This window comes from Methylobacterium carpenticola (assembly GCF_042748905.1).
Taxonomy (GTDB): domain Bacteria; phylum Pseudomonadota; class Alphaproteobacteria; order Rhizobiales; family Beijerinckiaceae; genus Methylobacterium; species Methylobacterium carpenticola.
Genome location: NZ_JBHZEO010000001.1, coordinates 6489420 through 6508498, shown reverse-complemented (window position 1 = coordinate 6508498; position 19079 = coordinate 6489420). Strand labels below are relative to the sequence as shown.

Below are 19079 nucleotides of genomic sequence, written 5' to 3'. Positions count from 1 at the left end.
CCTCCGGCCCCTGATCCGCCCCCACCCTGGCCGATCCGCCGGGGTCGGCCTTGACCTGGGTCAAAGCCGCGCCGTCAGCGTCCGCTGCCGCCAGCGCTGCCCGATCCGGGCGTGCCGGCGCCGGTCGGGCCGCCCGCCGCGTTGGGCGGCGCGGAGGCGTTGCCCGTCGTTCCCGTCCTCAGACTGTCGTGGCCGGCGCCCGGGCTGGAGCGCGGCGCGCCGCCTACCGACCCGGCATTGCCGGTGCTCCCCGTGCTGGCGGCTCCGCCGGTGCCCGCGCTGCCGCCGGTCCCGGTGCTTCCGCCCGCACCCTGCGCCAGCGCGGAACTCCCCGTGCCGGCGACGAGCAGCGCGACGGCGACGGCGCTGCCGATCATCCGTGAAGTCATGGCGGTCTCCCGATGACGACGCCCCGCTGCGGCGGGGACGCCGTGACGAGGGGCAACATCGGGGACCGCCCCGGGGTTCTGCTGCCAGGGAGGCGAGCAGTCCGGGAACCGCGTGGCGGCCGGCCCGGCGATGGGGCGCCGCTCAGAACCAGCCCTTCAGCTTGAACCACACGGCCGGCGCGAGTGCGCTGAGCGCGATCGCGGCGAGGCCGTAAGGATAGCCCCAGGCCCAGTCGAGTTCCGGCATGTGCTTGAAGTTCATGCCGTAGAGCGACGCGATCAGCGTCGGCGGGATGCCGATGATCGACACCACCGTGAGCACCCGGAAGGTGTTGTTCTGCTCGATGTTGATGAGCCCGAGAGCAGCGTCGAGGAGGAACTGCACGGTCTCGGAGAGCCGGGTCTCGAATTCCTCGAGCGAGGCGATGTCGAGGCGCAGCGTGTCGAGATGCGCGCGGTCCTCGGGCTTGAGCCACGCCTCGGCCTCGCTCGCCACGTAAGGCACCATGCGGTCGAGGCCGACCAGCGTCGCCCGCAGCTTGGAGAGCGCCTTCCCCCGCCGCCCGATCTCGCCGAGGATCCGGCGCAGGGCGAGGTCGCGCCGCTTCGGGGCCGAGCCCTCGCCCCGGGCGCCGTCGAAGTGGAAGACCCGGGTCGAGAGCGCGTCGAGGGCGTCGCTCATCGCCTCCAGGCCGTCGGCCATGGCGTCGACCAGCTCCGCGATCAGCGCCCCGAACACCCCGATGCTGGTCTCCGGCCCGTCATGCTCCGTCTGGCGCTGCTTGACCGCATCGAAGGCGGCGAGCGGCTGGAAGCGGATCGAGACCAGCCGCTCGCGGGTCAGCACGAAGCCGAGCGGTCGCAGGGACAGGTCGCCCGGCACGAAGGAGACCATCGGCGTGCTGAGATAGAGGGCGTCGCGCCGCCGCCGCAGGCGGCTCGACCGCTCCACCTCGCTCAAGGCCGCCCGGGACGGCACCTGGAGGCCGGTCGCCTCCTCGGCGAGCGCGATCTCGGTCTCGTTCGGATCGACGAGATCGAGCCAGGTGGCGTGCGGCGGAGGCGCCAGGCAGGCCCGACCCTCGGCGACCACGCCGCCGGGACCATGCAGAGTGATCATCGGGGAAGAATCCTGTTTGGCCGCGACGATCCGGCAGAACGTCTTGACTCGCTCCGCGGGGACGCCTAACTCACCGCCGGCGCTGGCACTCACGGTTAGGGAGTGCTAACAGCCCGGTCGGCGCCGCGCCGCCGCACCAACCGCAAGTTCTTGTGGGAAGCAAGAGGGCAGCACATGCAATTCCGTCCGCTGCACGACCGCGTGGTCGTCCGTCGCATCGAGAGCGAGGAGAAGACCAAGGGCGGCATCATCATCCCGGACACCGCCAAGGAGAAGCCTCAGGAGGGCGAGATCGTCGCCGTCGGCCCGGGTGCCCGCGACGAGTCCGGCAAGGTCGCTCCGCTCGACGTCAAGGCCGGTGACCGGGTGCTGTTCGGCAAGTGGTCGGGCACCGAGGTCAAGATCGATGGTCAGGACCTCCTGATCATGAAGGAATCCGACATCATGGGCGTCCTCGCCTGAGGACGGACCAGGAGGCTCCGCGAGGGGGCTCCTCGAGGCGTCCGTCGCCGGAGCGCCGCCCCGCCGGCACCGCGCGGACGATCACCCGGCAACAATCGTTCAGAGAGGATTCAACATGGCAGCGAAAGACGTTCGTTTCGCCTCCGACGCCCGCGAGAAGATGCTGCGCGGCGTCGACATCCTGGCGGATGCGGTCAAGGTGACGCTCGGCCCGAAGGGCCGCAACGTCGTGATCGAGAAGAGCTTCGGCGCTCCCCGCATCACCAAGGACGGCGTGACGGTCGCCAAGGAGATCGAGCTCGCCGACAAGTTCGAGAACATGGGCGCCCAGATGGTGCGCGAAGTGGCCTCGAAGACCAACGACCTCGCGGGTGACGGCACCACCACGGCGACCGTGCTGGCCCAGGCCATCGTGAAGGAAGGCGCCAAGTACGTCGCCGCCGGCATGAACCCGATGGACCTCAAGCGCGGCATCGACCTCGCGGTCGCCGCCGTCGTGAAGGACATCAAGGGCCGCGCCAAGAAGGTCTCGGCTTCCGAGGAGATCGCCCAGGTCGGCACGATCTCGTCGAACGGCGACACCGACATCGGCGCGATGATCGCCCAGGCGATGCAGAAGGTCGGCAACGAGGGCGTGATCACGGTCGAGGAGGCCAAGACGGCCGAGACCGAGCTCGACGTCGTCGAGGGCATGCAGTTCGACCGCGGCTATCTCTCCCCGTACTTCGTCACGAACGCGGAGAAGATGACGGCCGAGCTCGAGGATCCCTACATCCTCATCCACGAGAAGAAGCTCTCGTCGCTCCAGGCCATGCTGCCGGTGCTCGAGGCCGTCGTTCAGACCGGCAAGCCGCTGCTGATCGTCGCCGAGGACATCGAGGGCGAGGCGCTGGCCACCCTGGTGGTCAACAAGCTGCGCGGCGGCCTGAAGGTCGCGGCCGTGAAGGCGCCGGGCTTCGGTGACCGCCGCAAGGCCATGCTCGAGGACATCGCGATCCTGACCGCCGGTCAGATGATCGCGGAGGATCTCGGCATCAAGCTCGAGAACGTGACGCTGCCGATGCTCGGCCGGGCCAAGCGCGTCCGGATCGAGAAGGAGAACACCACGATCATCGATGGCGCCGGCGACAAGGCGGACATCGAGGCGCGCGTGGCGCAGATCAAGGCGCAGATCGAGGAGACCACCTCGGACTACGACCGCGAGAAGCTCCAGGAGCGTCTGGCCAAGCTCGCGGGTGGCGTCGCGGTGATCCGCGTCGGCGGCGCGACCGAGGTCGAGGTGAAGGAGAAGAAGGACCGCGTGGACGACGCGCTCCACGCGACCCGCGCGGCCGTGGAAGAGGGCATCGTTCCGGGCGGCGGCACCGCGCTGCTGCGTGCGCGCGACGCCATCAAGGACCTGAAGAGCGACAACTCGGACGTCCAGGCCGGCATCAAGATCGTCCTGAAGGCGCTTGAGGCCCCGATCCGCCAGATCGCCGCCAATGCCGGCGTCGAGGGCTCGATCGTGATCGGCAAGATCTCCGACAACACCTCTTCGCAGACCTACGGCTTCAACGCCCAGACCGAAGAGTACGTCGACATGATCCAGGCCGGCATCGTCGATCCGGCGAAGGTCGTGCGCACGGCGCTGCAGGATGCTGCCTCGGTGGCCGGCCTGCTCGTCACGACGGAGGCGATGGTCGCCGACGCCCCGAAGAAGGAAGCGGCTGCGCCGGCGATGCCGGGCGGCGGCATGGGCGGCATGGACTTCTAAGTCCAGCCATCCGCGCTCACGCGAAACGGAGAGGCCGCCGCGAGGCGGCCTTTCTGCGTTCGGGGCCGGCCGTATCGGGATCAGGGCTCGGGGGCCGGTTCAGCGGACCCGCGGCGATCGGATCGAGCGGCCGCCCCGGATCACGCTTGCGAACGGCGCCGGCGGGGCGGGACGGCCGCCATGGCGGGGGAGGCGAGGGCGTGGTCGGCCGGCGGCTCGGCGGGCGCGGCTCGTCTGCGGGCGCGCGGGGCGGGGGGCGCCGCCTTCGGCGCCTCCGGCTCGGCACCCGCCGCGAGCCCCAGGAGCCGGCGGCGATGCTCCACGGGCGCGGCGGCCCTGAGGGCCGCGTTGGCCCGGTCGAGACGCGTGACCAGCGCCTTGACCTCGCCGTCGCCGAGGCTCTCGACCACCAGAGCCAGCGGCTGCGGCCCGAGGGCGCCGTGAACCTGCCGCAGGGCGTCGAGGGTCAGATCCTTCGCCTTGAGCTGCTTCGTCACGAGGCTCTGGGCGACCTTGGCGACGTCCTGGCGGATCGCCGGGAAGGCCTGCGGCGCCTCGGCGATCGCGCAGAGGATGGCGAGACCGTCGATCTCAAGCGCCATGCAGCACCTCCTTCAGCTCGGCCATCAGGGGGACGATCGTTCCCCCGATGAGGTCATGATAGCTGTCGCGATACTTGTTCCGATAGGTCGTGTGCTGCCGGGTGAGCGCGTTGGCGAGCGTGGCCGATTGCGGGACCCGGGTCGCGAACAGGCGGAAGACCGGGTTCGCCGCCGCCGCGCCCTGCGTCAGGGTTTGCAGGGTGGTCTGGTGCTGCTTCACGCTCTGCTGCAGGCGGGTGATCAGCACGTGCGGCAGGCGCCGGGGGCGCAGCATGCTGTCGGTGCCGCCCGGCGTCCCCCAGATCATCCGGTAGAAGCCCTTGAGCCCGTAGGTCGACAGGAAGTCCGGGATGCAGGCGACCACCACGAGGTCGCAGGCCCGGATCGCCACCTCCGTCATCGGCGAGATGCCCGGCGCGCAGTCGAACAGCACGTAGTCGTAGTGCTCGCGCAGGGGCAGGAAGTCCTCGTGGAACAGGGTCCAGAGGTGGCTCTCGATGGCGTGCATGGAGAGCTGCCGGGTGGTGAGCGCGTAGATGATCTCGCGCTCCACGATGCGCAGATCCGGCCCCGAGGGCAGCAGCGAGACGGCGAGCGGCTCGCCGAGATGCGTCGTGGTGCTGATCGCGTCGCGGACGAAGGCGGGGAGCGCGGCCTTGTCGCGGTCGACGATGCGCAGCCCGAGATAATGGTCGAGGGTGCGGCCGCTCCGGATCAGCCCGGCCAGGATGTCGTCGCCGGCAAAGCAGATCGAGGCGCTCGCCTGCGGATCGAGATCGACCACGAGCACGCGCGCCCCGCTCGCCGCCAGGGCATCGGCGAGCATCACCACGGTGGTGGTCTTGCCGACGCCGCCCTTCATGTTGGCGACGGCGACGAGCTTGCCCGTCATCGGCCGGTTCCCGTGAGGGACGGGGACGGGCTCCCGCCGGCTCCGAGGCCGGAGCGCGGGTCGGACGGCGTATCGCGGCAGGCGTGCGGAGCAGGGACCATCGGAGGCTCGGTCGTCGCGCTCCTTCCATCATCGCCGACGATGCGGCGTCAAGGACGGCGTGGGCGGCCGTCCAGAGGATTTTCCCGGAGGATTTTCCGAAGACGTCGGGCGAAGCCCCCGAGATGAGCCAGAGATATCGGGCCGTCCGGCCCGTGCGCGAGATCTCGACCGCGCCGAAGCGGACGGCCCGCGGGCTCACGCCTTCGAGCAGCGCACGTAGACGGCCGCGCCGCGCTCGCTCGACCATGTCAGCCGGTTCCCGTTCACCGACAGGCGGACATGGGAGGTCCAGCGCTGGCGCGCGTTGCGGCAGGTCGCCGCCATCGTCCAGGAATTGCCGGTGCGCTTCGTGTCCCGGAAGATGCAGGAGGTCTTGCCGGCCCGGGCGGCGCCGTCGCGGATCACCGCCGGCAGGTAGCCCAGGCGCCGCGCCTGCCGGCCCGCGCAGGCGGCGGTGGTCGGCCCCCACACGCCCACGTAGCTCGCGGCCGGCGCCTCGTCCGGTTCGGCATCGTCGTCCGGTCGGGGTGCGGGCGGCGTCGCCGCGGCCGACTGGGCCGGGGGCACCGGGATCACCCGCACCGGCCGCTGCGGCTCGGGCGGAGGCGGCTCGGGGGCGACGACCGCCACGGGCGGCTGCCGCGGCTCCGGCTCGGCCGCGACGTCACGGATCGGCGCGTCCCGGCTGCCCGCCTCGCGCGCGCCCGCTTCGCGGGCGGGCGGCTCCCGCCACGGCTCGCTCTGGCGCCGCCGGAATTGCGGCACGGAGGAGCGGTAGGGTTTGGAGAGCACCGGCTCCTCGCCGGGCGGCGGCCCGCCGAGATCGGATTGGGCCGCGACCGGTCCGGCGATCGCCGCGAAAGCGCCCGCGAGGACGACGAGTCCCGTGGCCGTTGCCCATCCGCCGCGCTGCCGCTTGGTCACGCCCGAAGCCCCCGTCAAGCCCATCGGCGGCGTCCGATGCCACGCCGTCGAATCTAAGCATCATTCGCCGAAGGGGTCACCGGCTCGGCGGTGGCGTCCTCCCGTACGGCCCGGCCTCGCGGGCGCTCAGCGCCCGAAGATGCCCTTCAGGAACTGGGCGGTGCGGTTGCGCTTCTTCTTGCGCTCGAGCTCGGCGGCGTCGCGCACCCAGGCGACCTGCACCACGCGCCGCTCGCCGTCGAAGGGCCGGTGACCGTGCCAGGAATTGTCGGCCCGCAGGAAGGCGAACAGGGTGCCCATCGTGGGCGGCACCTCGACGGCGTAGGGCTCGAAGTTCTGCCCGTCGTAGAGCACGCGCAGCCGCCCGCCCGCGGGCGCCTCCCAGGCGTCGTTCATGTAGACGAGCAGCGTCATCACCTTGGACGGGCCGTCGGTGTGGATGGCGCCGTATTTGGGCTGCGAGCGCTTCATGATGGTGGTGAGGCGCGGGCAGGAGACGAGGTCGATGCCGAATTTCTCGCTCATCACCGCCGAGAAGGCGTCGCTCTCCAGCTCCTCGATGAGATCCTTGAAGCGGCCCTTGAGCTGCACCTCGTCGACCGTGAGGTAGCCGGGCTTGCCGATGTCGGGGAAGTCCCGCTGCAATTCCTCCACCGCCTCGGGACGCAGCACGCCCTCGCCGAGGATGTAGGAATAGGGCTCGCGCGCGAGGGGGGCCGCACGCACGGCGTCGACGTTCAGGATCGAAAGGCCCGACATGGTGTCCGTCTGGTCCAGATGAGGGCGCCGGTCCGTGAGGCCGGCCGTCCGGCGTTCTTCGGCCCGGATTGCGGCGAGCCCGGGGCGTTCGCGCCGCGGAATCCCACGGAACGGCCACGGTTTTCCGACACGATGCGGGGCGGATCGGTCGCGGCCTCGTGCGGCGGCGCCCTCTTGCGGCGCGGCCGGGCGGGCGACATGAAGGCCCGCCGCGATCGGTCCTGCGGCCCGGGAGACACGCATGCAAGGATTGAAGCAGGCCCTCCTGCAGATCTGGCGCCTCACCTACCCGTATTACGCCACGCGGGAGGAAACGCAGATCCGCATCTGGCCCTTCGGCACCTTCCGGATGCAGGAGCGCTGGGTCGCCGTGAGCATGGCGGTTCTGGTCATCGGCATCGAATTCGCGCAGGTCGCGATCAACGTGCGGCTGTCCTACTTCAATCGCGACTGGTTCAACGCGATCCAGAACAAGGACTCCGTCGCCTTCTGGGCGCTGCTGTTCTCGGTGTTCTGCTTCTGGGCCGCGATCTACGTGACCAGCGCGATCGTCCAGTACGTGATCCAGTCGTTCCTGCGGATCCGCTGGCGGGCCTGGATGACCCGGCACTACGTCGACCGCTGGCTGGGGAACGACACCCATTACCGCATGGGCTTCGCGGGCGCGCAGGCCGACAACCCCGACCAGCGCATCGCCGACGACATCGACCAGTTCACCCAGACCACGCAGACGCTGGCGATCAGCTTCCTGTCGGCGGTCTCGAACCTCGTGTCGTTCTCCGTCATCCTGTGGAACATCTCGGCGGCCTTCACGGTGCCGGGGACCGACTGGCACGTGCCGGGCTTCCTGGTCTGGGGCGCGCTGATCTATTCGGGCCTCGTCACCTGGCTCACCCACCTGATCGGCCGGCCCTTGATCCGGCTCAACTTCGAGCAGCAGCGGCGCGAGGCGGATTTCCGCTTCTCGCTGGCGCGCCTGCGCGAATATGGAGAGCAGGTGGCCCTGCTCTCCGGGGGGGCGGCCGAGCGGGCCTCCCTGCGCGACCGCTTCGGCGCGCTCATCGCCAACTTCTACGCCATCGTCGACCGCCGCAAGAAGCTCTCGGCCTTCACGGTCAGCTACCAGCAGGTCAACGTGGTCATCCCCTACATCCTGGTCGCGCCCTACTACTTCGCGGGGCAGATCCAGCTCGGGATGATGACGCAGACGGCGGGCGCCTTCGCGCGCGTCGAGAGCACGATGTCGTTCTTCATCACCTTCTACGTCACGCTGGCCGACTACAAGGCGCAGGTCGACCGTCTGACGAGCTTCGACGCGGCGATGGCCCGGGCGGAGACGATGCGGACCGAGACGCGCCTCCTCGTGGCTCCGGGTTCGGGCGAGGCCCTGCAGGTGCTCGACCTCGCCCTCGGCCTGCCGGACGGGCGGCGGATCGCCAGCGTGCGCGACCTCTCCCTGCGGCCGGGCGAGACGACGCTCCTCACCGGCCCCTCGGGCTCGGGCAAGTCGACGCTGTTCCGGGCCCTCGCCGGCATCTGGCCCTTCGGCGAGGGCATGGTGCGGACGCCGGCCGGCGCCTCCCTGATGCTGCTGCCGCAGCGGCCCTACCTGCCGATGGGCACGCTGCGCCAAGCGACGACCTATCCGGACGCGACGGGCCGCCACGACGACGCGGCGATCCGCGCGGCGCTGGAGGCGGCGCGCCTGCCCCATCTCGCCGACCGGCTCGACGAGGAGGCGCCCTGGGCCCAGACCCTGTCGCTCGGCGAGCAGCAGCGCCTCGCCCTCGCCCGGGCCCTGCTCGCGCAGCCCGACTGGCTGTTCCTCGACGAGGCGACCGCGGCTCTCGACGAGCCGACCGAGGCGGCGCTCTACCGGATGCTGCGCCAGCAGCTTCCCGGCACGACCCTGGTCTCGATCGGCCACCGCTCGACCCTCGACGCCTTCCACCAGCGCCGCCTCGACATGACGCGCCGCCCGGACGGGGTGTTCGAGCCGCTCGACGTGCTGCGCGAGACCGTGCCGGCGCAGTAGCGGCGAAGGGGGGGGCGAAGGGGCGGCGGGGCCGCCCCCGTCCCGTCAGCGCAGGAGGCCGAGGGCCACCGGCACGATCACGGCGGTGAGGAGGGCGTTCAGCCCCATCGCGATGCCCGCGAAGGTGCCGGCGACCTCGCTGACCTGGAAGGCCCGCGCGGTGCCGATGCCGTGGGCGGCGAGGCCTGCCGCGAAGCCGCGCGCCCGCCAATCGGTGAGCCCGAGCCGGTCGAAGAGCGGGGTGACCAGCACCGCCCCGATGATGCCGGTGAGGATGACGAGCACCGCCGTCAGCGCCGGATCGCCCCCGAGGGCGCCCGAGATGCCCATGGCGACGCTCGCGGTCACGGATTTCGGCGCCAGCGTCACCAGCATGTCGTGCGGCACGCCGAGGAGCCGCGCGGTGACGAGGGCCGAGACGACCGCGACGATCGAGCCCACCGCCAGCGCCGCGAGCATCGGCAGCAGCACCCGCAGCACCGTTGCCCGGTGCTCGTAGAGCGGGATGGCGAGGGCGACGGTCGCCGGGCCGAGCAGGAAGTGCACGAATTGGGCGCCCTCGAAATAGACCGGGTAGGGCGTGCGGGTGGCGTAGAGCACGAGCCCGATCATCCAGACGGCGTGCAGCACCGGGTTGGCGAGGGGATGCCGGTTGCTGGCGAGCGAGATCCGGTCCGCCACCACGTAGGCGACGAGCGTGACCGTCAGCCACAGCAGCGGCGAGTGGGCGAGGAAGACCCAGAGGGCGAAATCCGTGCTCATCGACCGACCTTGCGCACCATCCAGGTGAAGGTCAGGGCCGTGGCGACCAGGGCCGCCGCGGTCGAGACGACGAGGGTCACCGCGAAGGCGAGACCCTGGGAGGCCAGCACGTCGAGCCGCCCGACCACCCCGACGCCGGCCGGGACGAAGAGGAGCGAGAGATTCGCCAGAATGCCCTTGCCGGTGCTCTCGAGGGTCCCGTCCACCAGGGGCTTGGGCAGGCCGCCCGGCTGACGGTCGCGCAGCATCATGACGAGGAGGAGGAGCGCCATGCCGATCACGGGGCCGGGCACCGGCAGGCCGCCGCCCCGTGCGATGATCTCGCCGAGGAGCTGGCAGAGAAGGAGAAGCGTGAGGCTGATGATCATCGCGAGATTGAGCCCGCCGGGCGGGAACGGGTGGAACGGAGCGCGATTGTCCCCCCGGGCAGATCATAAATCAATGATCGATGAACGCGGGGCGGATTGATTGCGCTCGCGACGACCCTAGGGAATATCGCGCCGTTCTCGGTCGAAATCGAGCATTATATTGCAAATTCGTCCGGTGCGCGTGCCCCTGGACGGGCTGCCATGGATCCTGCGGCTCAGGCGCCGATGGCGAGCCAGTGATCGAGGAAGGCGTCGAGCCAGCGGGCGACCTGGGGATCGTGCATGTAGCGGCCTTCGAGCTGGCGCACGCGATCCTGGGCGCCCGGCAGAGCGAGGCGCTCGGCGGCCCGCACGGTCCAGCGGCACAGCATGGCGTGGGTGACCTCGGGATGGAATTGCAGCCCGAAGGCGGCCGGGCCGACGCGGATGGCCTGGGTGGGAAAATCGTCCCCGGTCGCCAGCATCTCGCCGCCGGCCGGGCAGGTGAAGCCCTCGCGGTGCCAGTGGTAGACGTGCGAGGGCCAGGGCTGCCCGATCTCGCCCGCGAAGCCGTGGCCGGCCTCGGTGGGAAGGAGCGGGTAATATCCGATCTCCGCCCGGCCTTCCGGATGCGCGCAGACGGTCGCGCCGCAGCATTTGGCGAGCATCTGCGCGCCGAGGCAGAGGCCGAGGAAGGGCTTCTTCTCGGCGAGGGGGACTTGGATCCACTCGATCTCGGTGCGCACGAAGGCGTCGGGATCGTTGGCGCTCATCGGTCCGCCGAAGATCGCGGCGCCCGCATGCTCGGCGAGCGTGCCGGGGAGCGGGTCTCCGAAGCGGGGGCGGCGGATGTCGAGGGCGTGGCCGCGTTCCTGAAGCAGGCGGCCGACCCGGCCGGGGGTCGATTGCTCCTGATGCAGCACGACGAGCACCGGCTTCTTCGCCGGGTGGGAGGCGTCGCCTGCGCTCACGCCGTCGCCTCGCGGCCGGGCAGGGCGGCGAGGGCGACGGCCCGCGCGCCGGCGATCTGGGTTTCGTCGAAGCCGAGGAGCTGGCCGAGGCGCCAGACGAGATCGTCCTCGAATTCGTGTACGCGCCCATCCGCCGCCGCCACGGCCCAGGCCATGCCGAGCAGGTTGCGCCGCTCGGTCTCGGAGGCGTCCCGCCCGATCATGGCGACGAGATCGGCGACGTCGCGGATCTCGTCGTCGACATCGATCGCCCGCGCGATCACGGCCTCGGCCTCGGCCTCCGTCTGCGCGAAGCGCCCGACGAGCAGGCGCGCCAGCCGTTCGCGTTCCACGGGAGCGAGCGTGCCGTCGACGCGCGCCACGTGGACGAGGAGGGCCACCGCGGCGAGAGGCTCGTCGTTCGCCGTGGCCTCTTCCCGCGGCGGCGGCGCGCCGAACATCTCGGCGGCATAGGCGATCAGACGGGGGATGATGGGCATCGATGAGAGAGGGGGGACGGATGACGGGTGAACCTCCGGTGAAGCATTCCCCGTGCCGCCATGCAAGACCTGCGATCTCCGGCTTGCCAAGTTCGGCTTGCCAAGCCCGATCGTCCCGCGTATGAGAGCCCCCATCCGGCCGCCGACGCTTCGAACGCCGGGGTCGCCGCAATAGCTCAGCTGGTAGAGCATCTCATTCGTAATGAGAGGGTCGGGGGTTCGAATCCCTCTTGCGGCACCACTAATTCCCCTAAAAAATCAGCTAGTTAGGCCGGAGACGCGGGCCGCGCTGCTTACCAGCGTTGGACGCTGGTAAGCACATAGTAAGCAGCGACCGCCGACCGGTAAGCGGGTTTAGGCTCTGCCGCTCCTGAAGGCGTCAAGCTTCCAAGTCCCGCTCCCGACCCAGGTTCTCCTCCGAGTCGCCGACGATCGCCTCAGCGATTCGCGTCAGATCATCGAAGCGGAATACCCGGCGCCGCTGTCGATGGTGGCCACCCGGCGCGGACCAATTTCACGGGCGGTACGCCTAACGCGTGGTCGGCGGCGAGCTTCGCGAACACGCACGCTCGGACAGTGGAGACCACGGGGCAGGCGGCAGGCGGCCTGCTGCGAGCCTGTGTGAAAACACGGAAGCGGTAGAAGGATTTTCCCTCAAACGCTCTGGGTAGAGCCGAAATACGCATTCTGTCGGCATTCAGAAGCGGCGTTTGGCGGCCTGGAGCGTCTCCCCATAGCACACAATTCTACGACTTCGGCATGCGTCCGCGTTTTCACACAGCCTCGACCCTTCTCGGGCCTTCCGAAGATCCGCTCATTGGCAGTCTGATTGGCCCAGAACGACCGAACTTGGCCGAGAGCTGCCCGTCCGTCTTGAGGCTCGGGTAGTGGGTAAGCGGACGTTCAGCTCAGCTCAGGTGAATGCCTCAGATTGACCCTGAGCGGTCCTTCGCGGTGGATGTCAGCAATGTCCGGTTGCGAGGGTTTTCCGGACATTTGATTCCGTGACACGGTTTTCCGACATCCACCGCTGCCGGTGCCTCTTGCGCCATGCACGTGAACCGAAGCTGCTCACCGGCCTGTAAGGTTTTCGGTCGTTTTGTTGACAGGACCGCGGCTAAGATTTTGCCTGCTCAAGGCGCCAGCACGTCGCTCGGTTCCTTGATGCGAGTCTGCAGCGCCTCACTCATCGGGAGGTCGAGGTTCAGCCCGTGCGGCGGGATCGGGTTCATGAACCACCGCTGGTACAACTTCGTGAAGACACCAGAGGCCATCTGCTGCTTCAGGACATCGTCGACCAGCGCCTTGAACTCAGGGTCTTCACGCCGAAGCATGAGGCCGTAATAGTAGAAGTTGCCCCCGGATGCGGCTGGCAGGAACTTGAGCGAGTCCGGCTCGGGTGCAGTCGCGCGCGCGCCGGCAAGCAGCACGTCGTCCTCGTACCAGGCCGAGGCCCGGCCCGTGCGCAGCATCAGCAGCGACTCGGCGTGGTCCCGTGCCTGAATGATCTTGAGGTCGAGCCCCTCCGCCGCGTTCAGCTTCTGCGCCAGCAGCATGTTGAGCGAGCCCTGCGTGATCACGACCGTCCGGCCGCGCAGGTCCTTCACGTCTGCGATCCCGGACGTGCGCAGGGTGAGCCAGCGCGGCTGGCTCACGAAGGTCGCGACCGTGAAGGCGACCTGCTTCTGCCGCTCCACGGTGTTCGTGGTGCTGCCGCACTCGATGTCGATCGTCCCGTTCTGGAGGAGCGGGATCCGGTTCGACGCTGTCACCGGCACGTAGGCCAACTTCAGGTCGGGCAGGTTCAGGGCCGCGCTCACGTGCTGCGCCACTGCCGCGCAGAGATCGAGCGACATTCCGGTCGGGCTCTGAGCCGTGCCGAGATAGGAGAACGGGATCGACGCTTCCCGGTACCCCAGCGTGATCGTGCCAAGGGTCCGGATCTTGTCCAGCGTCGGGCTCCCGGCGACGGCCATCGAGGCGCGGCCGGTTATTCCCAGGACCGCCAGCGGCAGGAGGAGGACATGCGCGAGCCTGGGCATCATCCCTGTGTCTCCAACGAAAGGGGAATTGCGGCGAGCTCGGGGCTCAGACGGCGCGCCCGGCTGCCATCTCGTCGAGGCTCTCGCGCAGCGCCGCTTCCAAGATGTCGGCCGCCTGGTCGATCTCGCTGGTGGAAACGGTTAGGGGCGGCGCGATGCGCCAGACCGAGCCGCGCTCGGGCCGGCGGCGAATGTTCATGCTCAGCCCCTTCTCGAAGCACTTGCGCGTCGTCAGGGCGCCAAGAGCATGCGCGGGCGTGCGCGACTCCCGATCCGTCACCAGCTCGACGCCGAGGAGCAGGCCGAGGCCACGCACATCGCCGATCACCTCGAAGCGCTGCTGCAGCCCCTCCAGGCGCTCCCGCAGATAGGCGCCCATCTCGTTGGCTCGCGCGACGAGGTTCTCGCGCGCGATCACCTCCAGCACGGCGAGGCCGACCTCGGCAGTGAGCGGATCGGAGACGTGGCTGGTGTAGTAGGTGAAGTGCTTGGCGTGGATGTCCTCCTCGATCGCCGCGGTCGTGGCGACCGCCGCGACCGGCAGGCCCCCGCCCAGCGTCTTCGACATCGTCATGATGTCGGGCACGACGCCGAAGTGCTCGGCCCCTGTCCGCTTGCCGATCCGGCCGAAGGCGGTCTGCGCCTCGTCGAAGATCAGGAGCATGCCGCGCGCGTCGGCCGCCTCCCGCAGGGCCTGCATGAAGGCGCGTGGCGGCACCAGCACGCCGCCCGCGCTGATCACTGGCTCGACGATGATGGCCGCGCCCTTGCCCGCTGACTGCATGTCGTAGAGCTTGAGCGCGAGGTCGAGGTTGGCGAGCGCTGCCGCCTCCTCGTCCAGGCCCGGGAAGTAGGGCCGGTAGGGGTTAGGCTCGGGGATCACGAACACGCCGGGTGCCGGCACACCGTAGCCCTTGCGGTCGCTAGCCATCGACACGGAGCTCGCCCCTCCGGTGATGCCGTGCCAAGAGCCGCCGAGGGCCAGGACCTCGTAGCCGCCGGTGTACATCTTGGCCATGCGCAGGGCGACCTCGGTCGCCTCCGAGCCGGTGTTGATGAAGATCGTCTTCTTGAGATCGCCGGGCAGCCAGTCGCGCGCCAGCACCTGCGCCAGTGCGGCAATCGACTCCGGGATCATCCCGCTGAAGAAGTGGAATGCCTTCTCGCCGGCCCGGTGGACGGCCTCGACAATGGCCGGGTGGTTGTGACCGATTGTGGCGCACATCTGGCCGGAGGTGAAGTCGAGGTACTCCCGCCCGCTGCTGTCCGCAACAACGGTGCCCCTGGCCTTGGTGAACAGGTTCGGGAAGGTGTCGCCGCCGTAGCGAACCAGAAACTCCTTCGCCGCTCCATCGAGAGATGCGCTCATCGTCCGCTCCGTCAGCAAGGTCTTGGGCCGAGCCAGCGCGCAGGACGACCTGCGGCGACCATCAATTCGGCACCGGAGTTGCGAGGTATCGGGGGCAAGACTAGGCTCAGGCTTCGAATGGGCGCCAACGCAAAAAACTCAGCGGCCGCTGAGGCTGGCTCACCGGCGGGCCCGGCACTGCGCCGGATGCCGCCGCTGCGGGCGCTCGCGGCGTTCGAGGCGGCGGCGCGGCATGGCAGCTTCGCGAAGGGCGCCGAAGAACTCGGCGTCACGCCGTCTGCAATCAGCCACCACGTTCAGCAGCTGGAGGAGTTCCTCGGCGTGCCACTGTTCCGGCGGCACGCCGGGCGCGCCGTCCTGACGGGAGCTGGACGGATCTACGCGGCCGAGATCGAGCACGCCTTCGGCGTCATCGCCGGGGCGACGGAACGGGTCGCTCCGCAGTCGCAGCGCGAGCCCCTGGTCGTCGCGTCCGGGCCGAGCTTTGCGGCAAAGTGGCTCCAGCCCAGGCTGGCGGACTTCCTGCGCGCCCATCCCGGCCTGCGCATCCGCCTGTCGACTTTGTCGGACCGGGACGACATCGAGACCGAACGGTTTGATCTCGCGATCACCTATGGGCGACCGCCGCGGACGGCGATGCGCGTCGAGCCGCTCCTGGTTGAACGGCTCCGCCCCCTATGCAGCCCCGCCCTCGCCGCATCGCTAGAACTTCAGACACCGCGGGACCTGGCCGGAACGACTCTGATCCACTCCGCCAATGCGCTGACGTGGGCGGACTACCTGCGGCGCGTGGGGGAGGCAGCCTTGCGCCCGTGCAACGAGATGTGGCTGGACCGCTCGACAATGGCAGTGGAGGCCGCGGTGGCGGGCCTTGGCGTGGTCCTCGAAAGCGAGGTGCTGGCGGCAGCGGAGCTGCGCGACGGCCGCCTGATCGCACCCTTCAAAGATGATATGTATAAAATCGAGACGACGTCTTACTTCCTCGTGCGCCCGCGCGGGGTGAGACGAGGATCGATCGCCAACGTGTTCGAAGCCTGGCTCCGGGAGGCGATTGCGGCTGAGAATTTGGCCGCGTCCGCAGATGATTAGCCATTCACGTAGGCACCCGACGCAACCTCCGGTGCATCGAGGCCGGTCTCAGCGGTCCTGAACAGCGCTCCACCCCACAGGACACCTTGTTGCGGCGCTTCTTAAAACGACTTGTACCGGCCCCGCAGGAGTACCCGTTTGATTTCCTGACACGCAAATCCTATAGGTTTAAGTGGCTGAAAAACCGTCGTTTTCTCTACATGCTCCTCCGCGGCCGATCGCAGGTGTGTCTCGCTTAAGCCCTGAGAAGAACCTGACGGGGTAGCCGAGGGTCCGCCCATGTTCAGTGCCGCCGGTTTCGGTGTCTCACGCAGTGTTTCAGAAGGGCATATCTTAACAGGCGGAGCCTTGCGTGATGCCGGCGGGGCGCTGATGGTCACGCCAAGGGAGCGGGTCGAGCGATTGCCTGAGCGCCTCGAGGAACCTCTCGGTCCTGGCCGCACGCGCCCGCCGCCCTGAGCCCAGCAAGGCGACGACCGGAGCCGAGGGCAGGGCGTAACCCTCGAGCAGGCGGATCAGCCGCCCTGCCTTTAGGTCTTCCGTAACGTCCCACTCGGATCGCACGAGCACGCCGAGCCCAGCGAGCGCCCAGCCACGCGCGACCTCACCGTCATTGCTGGCCAGTTCCGGCTCGATCCTGACGCGCTCCTCAGCACCACTACCCGAACGGAAGCGCCAGAGAGTCACGTCTTCATCGTTCTCGCGCAGCGCGATGCAGGTGTGATCCCTCAGCTCGGCGGGCGAGCGCGGCGCTCTCCGCTGAGCCAAGTAGGCGGGTGCAGCACAGAGAATTCGCTCGTTCGGCGCAAGACTGCGCACAGTCAGACTTGGCGTTACTTCCCTCGTCTCGCCCACGTGGACGGCGAGGTCCCAGGTTTCAGATGGTATGCGGCCGAGGCGGTCCGAGAGCAGCAGGTCGATCCTGACACCTGAATGCTGCGCCCGGAACGCCGCCACGACAGGTGCCACGTGGCGGCGTCCGAAGCCGAGCGGCGCTACAACGCGCAGATGTCCGATCACCTGCCCACGTCGCTCGGCCAAGGCATTGCTGAGATCGTCGAAGCCAGCGAGAAGGTCCCTGCCACGCTCGGCCAGCAACTCGCCTTCGTCGGTCAGGGTGAGGCCACGACCGGAACGGTCCAAGAGATGGACTCCTAGCCTTGCTTCCAGGGCGCGGAGCCGCTGCGTCACAGCTGGAGGAGACACGTTCAACGCACGCGCCGCAGCGGCCAGAGACGGGGCAGCGGCGACGGCAACGAAGAAGCGGAGATCATCCATATCGACCATTAAGCAGAACCTTAATTTAGAATGCATGAGGCGTTAATGGCATTTCGCGCCCCATGATGGCTTTCTGAGGCACGTCACCACCCAAGGAGTCCGCGGACGTGCTCGCTACCGAACCCGGGGCCATGCTTCAGCCGGCGGAAAGCGGCTTGGCATCACCGATGCTGACGACACCATGCCTCGTGCTGGACGAGGAGCGACTCCGGGCGAACCTCGCAGGGATGCGAGCACATCTCGACCGGCTCGGCGTCGCCTTCCGGCCCCACCTCAAGACCGCGAAGTCGATCGACGTCGCCCGCCTCGCCATGGCCGCCCCGTCCGGCTCCGCGACGGTCTCGACCCTGCGCGAAGCGGAGTACTTCGCCGAGGGCGGCGTGCGGGACATGACCTACGCCGTAGGCATCGCACCGCAGAAGCTCGACCGCGTCGGCGCGGTCCGGCAGCGCTGGGGTGCGAATCTCGCCGTGGTGCTGGACTCCATCGAGCAGGCAGATGCGGTCGCGTCCTGGAGCCAGCGGGCCGGAGATCGCCTGCCCGCGCTCATCGAGGTTGATGCCGACGGGCATCGCTCCGGTGTGAAGCCTGGTGACACTGAGACGTTGGTCGCAATCGGGCGCGCGCTCGATGCAGGCGCGGTGCTGCGAGGCGTGCTGCTGCACGCGGGCGACAGCTACGGCCTGAGCGCCCCCGAGGCGCTCGCTGAGGCCGCCGAGCGCGAGCGCATGGCGGCGGTGACGGCGGCGGAAACGCTGCGGGCGGCAGGCCTGCTCTGCCCGGTGGTGAGCATCGGCTCGACCCCAACCGCACGCTACGCCCGAGACCTAACCGGCGTCACCGAGGTCCGCGCCGGCGTATTCATGTTCGGCGACCTGTTTCAGGCCGGCGTCGGCTCCGTTGCGGTGGACGACATCGCGCTCAGCGTGCTCGCCACCGTCATCGGCCATCGCCGCGACAAGGGCTGGATCATCACCGACGCCGGTTGGATGGCGTTGTCGCGGGACCGCGGGACGGCCCGGCAAGCGGTCGATCAGGGTTACGGCGTGGTCTGCGACCTCACCGGCCGCCCCTACCGAGACCTCATCGTCGCCGACGCCAACCAGGAGCACGGCATCCTGGCCTTGCGTCCGGGCTCCGGCGCCGAGCTGCCCGACCTGCCCGCGGGGGCGCGCGTGCGCATCCTGCCGAACCACGCCTGCGCCACCGGCGCTCAGCACGACCGCTACCACGTGCTCGACGCCGCCGGGCGGATCGGGGCCGTGTGGCCGCGCATCAACGGCTGGTAGGAGCTGACGATGACCTCACCCATCGAGCGTGTCTCGACCGCCCGAGCCCCGGCTCCGGCCGGCCACTACGCCCAGGCGACCGCGTGGCGCGACCTCGTCTTCGTCTCGGGCCAGCTCCCGCTTCGCGCCGACGGGACCCACGCGGCCAACGAGACCTTCGAGGTCCAGGCCCGCCAGGCGCTCGCCAACCTGCTGGCGATCGTGGACGCGGCGAGGTCTCGTCCGGACCGCGTGATGCGCGTGACGGCCTACGTCGTCGGGATCGAGAACTGGCCGGTTTTCGACCGGATCTATGCCGAGCTGTTCGGGAAGGCGAAGCCGGCGCGCGCCGTGGTGCCGGTGCCGGAGCTGCACCACGGCTACCTAGTGGAGATCGAGGCGGTCGCCGCACGCGAGATCTGACGCGCACTGA

The 19079-nt window shown here is 69.3% G+C and carries 19 protein-coding genes and 1 tRNA gene; 7 read left to right on the top strand and 13 right to left on the bottom strand.

All coding sequences use genetic code 11. The features are described from left to right. Positions 1–74: 74 nt before the first annotated feature. Together ACE101_RS30115 and ACE101_RS30110 are read right to left on the bottom strand one after the other, a co-directional pair. A complete protein-coding gene (locus ACE101_RS30115) occupies positions 75–389 on the bottom strand; it encodes a hypothetical protein (protein ID WP_379137825.1) in 315 nt (104 codons plus the stop codon). Between the two features lie 142 nt (positions 390–531). Further along, on the bottom strand, positions 532–1509 hold the full coding sequence (locus tag ACE101_RS30110; RefSeq protein ID WP_379137822.1) for a CorA family divalent cation transporter: 978 nt from the start codon (positions 1507–1509) through the stop codon (positions 532–534). Between the two features lie 174 nt (positions 1510–1683). Between ACE101_RS30110 and groES the strand changes: the two genes are divergently transcribed. Together groES and groL are read left to right on the top strand one after the other, a co-directional pair. Further along, positions 1684–1971, top strand: a complete 288-nt coding sequence (gene groES, locus ACE101_RS30105; RefSeq protein WP_379137819.1) for a co-chaperone GroES — start codon at positions 1684–1686, stop codon at positions 1969–1971. A 115-nt stretch (positions 1972–2086) separates the two neighbouring features. Beyond that, positions 2087–3727, top strand: a complete 1641-nt coding sequence (groL, locus tag ACE101_RS30100; protein ID WP_379137817.1) for a chaperonin GroEL — start codon at positions 2087–2089, stop codon at positions 3725–3727. Positions 3728–3867: 140 nt separating this feature from the next. On the opposite strand, the gene ACE101_RS30095 is transcribed toward groL, so the two are convergent. From ACE101_RS30095 to ACE101_RS30080, 4 genes are all read right to left on the bottom strand, one after another. After that, positions 3868–4329 carry a hypothetical protein gene (locus ACE101_RS30095; protein WP_379137816.1) on the bottom strand — a complete coding sequence of 154 codons (462 nt, stop codon included), beginning with the start codon at positions 4327–4329 and terminating at the stop codon, positions 3868–3870. After that, on the bottom strand, positions 4319–5221 hold the full coding sequence (locus ACE101_RS30090; RefSeq protein WP_379137814.1) for a ParA family protein: 903 nt from the start codon (positions 5219–5221) through the stop codon (positions 4319–4321). Before ACE101_RS30090 ends, ACE101_RS30095 begins: the two co-directional genes overlap by 11 nt. A 297-nt stretch (positions 5222–5518) precedes the next feature. Next, on the bottom strand, positions 5519–6271 hold the full coding sequence (locus ACE101_RS30085; protein WP_379137812.1) for a hypothetical protein: 753 nt from the start codon (positions 6269–6271) through the stop codon (positions 5519–5521). 102 nt (positions 6272–6373) lie between these two features. Then, positions 6374–7006, bottom strand: a complete 633-nt coding sequence (locus ACE101_RS30080; RefSeq protein ID WP_379137809.1) for a 2OG-Fe(II) oxygenase family protein — start codon at positions 7004–7006, stop codon at positions 6374–6376. 241 nt (positions 7007–7247) lie between these two features. On the opposite strand from ACE101_RS30080, the gene ACE101_RS30075 reads away from it, so the two are divergent. Continuing rightward, positions 7248–9041, top strand: coding sequence for an ABC transporter ATP-binding protein/permease (locus ACE101_RS30075; RefSeq protein WP_379137807.1), 1794 nt, complete (start codon positions 7248–7250; stop codon positions 9039–9041). 45 nt (positions 9042–9086) lie between these two features. On the opposite strand, the gene ACE101_RS30070 is transcribed toward ACE101_RS30075, so the two are convergent. The 4 genes from ACE101_RS30070 to ACE101_RS30055 all read right to left on the bottom strand — a co-directional run bounded on the left by ACE101_RS30070 (position 9087) and on the right by ACE101_RS30055 (position 11600). Further along, a complete protein-coding gene (locus tag ACE101_RS30070; protein ID WP_379137806.1) occupies positions 9087–9803 on the bottom strand; it encodes an LrgB family protein in 717 nt (238 codons plus the stop codon). Next, positions 9800–10171 (bottom strand): CidA/LrgA family protein, encoded by a 372-nt coding sequence (locus ACE101_RS30065; protein WP_379137803.1) that lies wholly within the window; start codon positions 10169–10171, stop codon positions 9800–9802. Before ACE101_RS30065 ends, ACE101_RS30070 begins: the two co-directional genes overlap by 4 nt. Before the next feature lie 215 nt (positions 10172–10386). After that, complete coding sequence (locus ACE101_RS30060; RefSeq protein ID WP_379137800.1) at positions 10387–11121, bottom strand: glutamine amidotransferase; 735 nt, start codon at positions 11119–11121, stop codon at positions 10387–10389. Next, on the bottom strand, positions 11118–11600 hold the full coding sequence (locus ACE101_RS30055; protein WP_379137798.1) for a tellurite resistance TerB family protein: 483 nt from the start codon (positions 11598–11600) through the stop codon (positions 11118–11120). Before ACE101_RS30055 ends, ACE101_RS30060 begins: the two co-directional genes overlap by 4 nt. A gap of 165 nt (positions 11601–11765) precedes the next feature. Between ACE101_RS30055 and ACE101_RS30050 the strand changes: the two genes are divergently transcribed. Then, a tRNA-Thr gene (locus ACE101_RS30050) sits at positions 11766–11841 on the top strand. Between the two features lie 892 nt (positions 11842–12733). Here ACE101_RS30050 and ACE101_RS30045 read toward each other — a convergent pair. Both ACE101_RS30045 and ACE101_RS30040 read right to left on the bottom strand, forming a co-directional pair. Continuing rightward, complete coding sequence (locus tag ACE101_RS30045) at positions 12734–13645, bottom strand: transporter substrate-binding domain-containing protein (protein ID WP_379137796.1); 912 nt, start codon at positions 13643–13645, stop codon at positions 12734–12736. A gap of 43 nt (positions 13646–13688) precedes the next feature. After that, positions 13689–15011 (bottom strand): aspartate aminotransferase family protein, encoded by a 1323-nt coding sequence (locus tag ACE101_RS30040; RefSeq protein ID WP_379137793.1) that lies wholly within the window; start codon positions 15009–15011, stop codon positions 13689–13691. A 117-nt stretch (positions 15012–15128) separates the two neighbouring features. Here ACE101_RS30040 and ACE101_RS30035 point away from each other — a divergent pair, with 117 nt between their 5' ends. Then, complete coding sequence (locus tag ACE101_RS30035; protein WP_379137791.1) at positions 15129–16100, top strand: LysR substrate-binding domain-containing protein; 972 nt, start codon at positions 15129–15131, stop codon at positions 16098–16100. Between the two features lie 333 nt (positions 16101–16433). Here the strand turns inward: ACE101_RS30035 and ACE101_RS30030 are convergent, their stop codons facing one another. Then, positions 16434–17387 (bottom strand): LysR family transcriptional regulator, encoded by a 954-nt coding sequence (locus tag ACE101_RS30030; protein WP_379137789.1) that lies wholly within the window; start codon positions 17385–17387, stop codon positions 16434–16436. 122 nt (positions 17388–17509) lie between these two features. Between ACE101_RS30030 and ACE101_RS30025 the strand changes: the two genes are divergently transcribed. After that, a complete protein-coding gene (locus tag ACE101_RS30025) occupies positions 17510–18667 on the top strand; it encodes an alanine racemase (RefSeq protein ID WP_379139044.1) in 1158 nt (385 codons plus the stop codon). Between the two features lie 9 nt (positions 18668–18676). Further along, positions 18677–19069, top strand: a complete 393-nt coding sequence (locus ACE101_RS30020) for a RidA family protein (protein ID WP_379137787.1) — start codon at positions 18677–18679, stop codon at positions 19067–19069. Positions 19070–19079: the final 10 nt, after the last annotated feature.

Excerpts from the sequence above, each read along its gene's own strand:
- ACE101_RS30115 (WP_379137825.1), bottom strand. The coding sequence starts at position 389 with ATGACTTCACGGATGATCGGCAGCGCCGTCGCCGTCGCGCTGCTCGTC.
- ACE101_RS30110 (WP_379137822.1), bottom strand. The coding sequence starts at position 1,509 with ATGATCACTCTGCATGGTCCCGGCGGCGTGGTCGCCGAGGGTCGGGCC.
- groES (WP_379137819.1), top strand. The coding sequence starts at position 1,684 with ATGCAATTCCGTCCGCTGCACGACCGCGTGGTCGTCCGTCGCATCGAG.
- groL (WP_379137817.1), top strand. The coding sequence starts at position 2,087 with ATGGCAGCGAAAGACGTTCGTTTCGCCTCCGACGCCCGCGAGAAGATG.
- ACE101_RS30095 (WP_379137816.1), bottom strand. The coding sequence starts at position 4,329 with ATGGCGCTTGAGATCGACGGTCTCGCCATCCTCTGCGCGATCGCCGAG.
- ACE101_RS30090 (WP_379137814.1), bottom strand. The coding sequence starts at position 5,221 with ATGACGGGCAAGCTCGTCGCCGTCGCCAACATGAAGGGCGGCGTCGGC.
- ACE101_RS30085 (WP_379137812.1), bottom strand. The coding sequence starts at position 6,271 with ATGGGCTTGACGGGGGCTTCGGGCGTGACCAAGCGGCAGCGCGGCGGA.
- ACE101_RS30080 (WP_379137809.1), bottom strand. The coding sequence starts at position 7,006 with ATGTCGGGCCTTTCGATCCTGAACGTCGACGCCGTGCGTGCGGCCCCC.
- ACE101_RS30075 (WP_379137807.1), top strand. The coding sequence starts at position 7,248 with ATGCAAGGATTGAAGCAGGCCCTCCTGCAGATCTGGCGCCTCACCTAC.
- ACE101_RS30070 (WP_379137806.1), bottom strand. The coding sequence starts at position 9,803 with ATGAGCACGGATTTCGCCCTCTGGGTCTTCCTCGCCCACTCGCCGCTG.
- ACE101_RS30065 (WP_379137803.1), bottom strand. The coding sequence starts at position 10,171 with ATGATCATCAGCCTCACGCTTCTCCTTCTCTGCCAGCTCCTCGGCGAG.
- ACE101_RS30055 (WP_379137798.1), bottom strand. The coding sequence starts at position 11,600 with ATGCCCATCATCCCCCGTCTGATCGCCTATGCCGCCGAGATGTTCGGC.
- ACE101_RS30045 (WP_379137796.1), bottom strand. The coding sequence starts at position 13,645 with ATGATGCCCAGGCTCGCGCATGTCCTCCTCCTGCCGCTGGCGGTCCTG.
- ACE101_RS30040 (WP_379137793.1), bottom strand. The coding sequence starts at position 15,011 with ATGAGCGCATCTCTCGATGGAGCGGCGAAGGAGTTTCTGGTTCGCTAC.
- ACE101_RS30035 (WP_379137791.1), top strand. The coding sequence starts at position 15,129 with ATGGGCGCCAACGCAAAAAACTCAGCGGCCGCTGAGGCTGGCTCACCG.
- ACE101_RS30030 (WP_379137789.1), bottom strand. The coding sequence starts at position 17,387 with ATGGTCGATATGGATGATCTCCGCTTCTTCGTTGCCGTCGCCGCTGCC.
- ACE101_RS30025 (WP_379139044.1), top strand. The coding sequence starts at position 17,510 with ATGCTTCAGCCGGCGGAAAGCGGCTTGGCATCACCGATGCTGACGACA.
- ACE101_RS30020 (WP_379137787.1), top strand. The coding sequence starts at position 18,677 with ATGACCTCACCCATCGAGCGTGTCTCGACCGCCCGAGCCCCGGCTCCG.